The organism is Leptolyngbya sp. FACHB-711 (genome assembly GCF_014695615.1).
Lineage (GTDB): Bacteria > Cyanobacteriota > Cyanobacteriia > Elainellales > Elainellaceae > Leptolyngbya_A.
On record NZ_JACJOR010000226.1, the window covers coordinates 1 to 3,129 of the forward strand.

The window sequence follows — 3,129 nt, forward strand, 5'->3', positions numbered from 1 at the left end:
ATCGAATCCGCCAGTTTACCCAGCAGCGCGTACAGCAAAATACTCAGCACCACAATGTCCGTCTGCATAAACTCTCTGGCATTCATTGCCATGTAGCCGATGCCTGAATTCGCCGCGATCGTCTCTGCTACAATCAGCGTCAGCCACATTAAGCCCAACGCATATCGCACTCCCACTAGCACTCCTGGTAACGCACCGGGCAGGATAATTTTCCAGAACAGTTCCCACGATCGGAGTCCATAAACCTTTCCCATTTCAACTAAACCAGGATCGATCGATCGAATGCCGTGAAAGGTATTGATATAGACAGGAAAGAGAACGCCGATTGCGACTAGAAATATTCGTGCCGGGTCGCCAATGCCAAACCAGAGAATAACCAACGGAATCATCGCCAGGTGCGGAATATTACGAATCATCTGCACTGAGCTATCGGTAAAACTTTCGGCAAGTTTAGAAACGCCGTTGAGAACGCCGAGGAATAAGCCGATGCCCCCGCCGATTGCAAACCCAACTAACGCTCGCCAGGTGCTAATCTGGACGTTTTTGAACAGTTCTCCGCTAACCGTGAGCTTAATTGCGGCGTCTAAAACCTGTGTTGGTGCAGGCAAAATGCGAGTGGCAATCAGTCCTGCCTGAGCAAGAATTTGCCAGATCACCAGAAGGGCGATCGGCACAAGCCAGGGAAGAAACTGCTGCCAGGGAAGCCGTTCCCAGCTTAATCTTGATCCTCTTTTTTGTAGGAGTTGCATAGTAGATCGGTGAGTCAATCAGTAAAAGAGTAATTAGCGAAGAATTGCGATTGCGGCTACAGATTGGTGTACGTCTCTAGCCCAGAAGTTGCCGGATAAAGCAATTGGCGAATATCAATTTATTTGGAAACCGCCTTCTGTACATCCAATCTGCCCGCTCCTGAATGCCGCCAATTACCTGTGCAGTAAGTGGCTCCACCTGTTCGACCAGTCGTTCCTTCCCCAACTGCTTCACGGTATCTGGCTTCAAGTCAGTTAAGAGCTACGAATAAAAGTCTGGAGTCGGGAATTGATCGTTCAATACCCAGTCACCGATCGCTTTCACTTTGTAATCAACTGGGTCGTGCAGGGTGAAGGTCCGCAGATTGCGCCAATATCGATCGAATCCATAGCGAGAATGAGTCGAGCGCGTTCCCATCACATCGAAAATTTTGCTGGTAAGCTCCAGTCCTAACTTAGTGACAAAGGCTTTTGCTGTTGCAATCGCGATCGCACATTCTCCCCGTTCGACTGCACTAAGATTCTCCTGTTTCTCCCAAGCGGTTTGAACAAGCTGGGTAGCGCGATCGGTCAGTAAGATTGCTGCTTCCAGGTTCATCCACATTTCCCCGTAGTGTTGAAGGATGTAGGGATCATCAGTTGCCTTTTCAACACCAGAAGTCAGCCAGGCACGGGTACTGGTTTGTGTATATTCCTTTGCTGCTTCAAAAGCACCGAGCGTGATCCCTAAGTAGATATTGGTGAAAGTGATTTGCGTTAAACAGGAGCGAAAAGTTCTGAAGACTGCGCGAGCAGGATCGGGAGTAAGAATTTCATCCGCTTCGATGAATACATTGTTAAACGTGATGCTGCCGCTATCTGTTTGCCGCTGTCCCATATTGTCCCAATCCTGATTGACCACAACCCCCTCTCGCTGGGTGGGGACGATCGCAATCCGAAAGCCCTCAACGTCCTCCTGCACTATGGTGAGCGGAATCAAATCAGAATCGACAGAACCAGAACAAAAACTCTTCGTGCCATTGATTCGGAAATGGCTGCCTTCGGGCGTTAGGAGCACTCTGCGATCGAGCGGATTAAACCCATTGCACCAAACCCAATTGTTCTTTGTCGTTAGTGTATAGTAGTGTTTTCTCTGCTCAAGGCTGCCAAAGAGATGAGGGGAAACGACACTCAGATGATGATAGGAAAACACATGGGCGATCGAACTATCGACTTCGGCGAACTTGCGGGTGATCTTGAGAACTGTATCCCATCCTTCTCCCAATCCCCCATACTCCTGAGGAATGATCAGCTTCAGCAAGCCACTTTTCCGCAGACGATCGCGTTCTGCTAGCGGTGTTCCACCCGCCTTGTCCCGCTCGATTGCAGTTTGAGCAAACTCAGCGGCAAGAGTATTGGCTTGAGCGAGGTAGTCAATCGAGGTGAATTTGGGAAGAAGTTGCATGAGATTAGCTGGGTGGAGGAGAAAGATGAGTCGATGGGTGATTAGAAACTTGCCTTGATCAGGGGGCGATCGTTCAGGGGTTCAATGGTTGGAAGCTCTTCGAGGGAAAGATCAAGCTCAATGAGCAGGCGTTCTTTCCACTCCTGGAGGTCTTGCTCCGTGCGTCTGCGGGGACGAGGGAAATTGAGCTTAAATTCTCGGTGGACTCGTCCAGGATTGCCGCGCATCACGATAATGCGATCGCTCATGACCAAAGCTTCTTCAACATCGTGGGTCACGAAAATGAGCGTGGGACGATCTTCACTCCAGATTTGCAGCAAGTGATCCTGAAGTTTCATGCGAGTAAAAGCATCCAGGGCGCTAAACGGCTCATCCAGTAACAGAATCGAAGGCTGAGTCACAAGGGCACGGGCGATCGACACACGTTGCGCCATTCCTCCTGATAATTGACGGGGCAGAGCGTGGGCGAATTCGGTCAGTCCTACTTTTGCCAGCGTTGAGGCGACCCGTTGCGTTTGCTGGTCAGGAGCCATTTTCTCTAAACCAAACCGCACATTATCCCAAACCGTAAGCCAGGGCATCAAACGGGGTTCCTGAAAGATAATGCCGACTTCAGGATGAGGAGAAGTAATGGGTTCATTATCGATCGAAACTGTTCCTGCCGTGGGGTGCTCTAGTCCTGCAATCAGACGCAGCAAGGTGCTTTTACCGCAGCCGCTCGTTCCAATCAGGCTGACAATCTCTCCGGGCTGTATCTGGAGATTCAAATTGTCTAGCGCAATGAAGCCATTTTTGAATCGCTTGTAGACGTTCTCGATCCGCAGCATTTTCAGAGTTGCCTTTTGCCTAATTTTTTGTCTGAACCGTTCTGAACAGTAATGTAAGGCTTTCCTAACGATTACAAGGCGGAAAGATAGGAATCTTGCCAGCTTAAAA

4 protein-coding genes are annotated in these 3,129 nt (G+C 49.6%); all 4 read right to left on the reverse strand.

Features of this window, described 5'->3' with window-relative positions:
* The coding region (locus H6F80_RS08635; protein WP_190791169.1) for an ABC transporter permease subunit at nt 1-749 on the reverse strand (749 nt) is incomplete at its 3' end.
* Nucleotides 750-825: 76 nt separating this feature from the next.
* Nucleotides 826-999 carry a hypothetical protein gene (locus tag H6F80_RS08640; RefSeq protein WP_190791170.1) on the reverse strand — a complete coding sequence of 58 codons (174 nt, stop codon included), beginning with the start codon at nt 997-999 and terminating at the stop codon, nt 826-828.
* A 12-nt stretch (nt 1,000-1,011) separates the two neighbouring features.
* On the reverse strand, nt 1,012-2,193 hold the full coding sequence (locus H6F80_RS08645) for an acyl-CoA dehydrogenase family protein (RefSeq protein WP_190791171.1): 1,182 nt from the start codon (nt 2,191-2,193) through the stop codon (nt 1,012-1,014).
* A gap of 41 nt (nt 2,194-2,234) precedes the next feature.
* Nucleotides 2,235-3,020: an ABC transporter ATP-binding protein gene (locus H6F80_RS08650; RefSeq protein ID WP_190791172.1), complete on the reverse strand. Its 786-nt coding sequence runs from the start codon at nt 3,018-3,020 to the stop codon at nt 2,235-2,237.
* Nucleotides 3,021-3,129: the final 109 nt, after the last annotated feature.

Coding starts and splice junctions, on each gene's coding strand:
- H6F80_RS08645 (WP_190791171.1), bottom strand. CDS start 2,193: ATGCAACTTCTTCCCAAATTCACCTCGATTGACTACCTCGCTCAAGCC.
- H6F80_RS08650 (WP_190791172.1), bottom strand. CDS start 3,020: ATGCTGCGGATCGAGAACGTCTACAAGCGATTCAAAAATGGCTTCATT.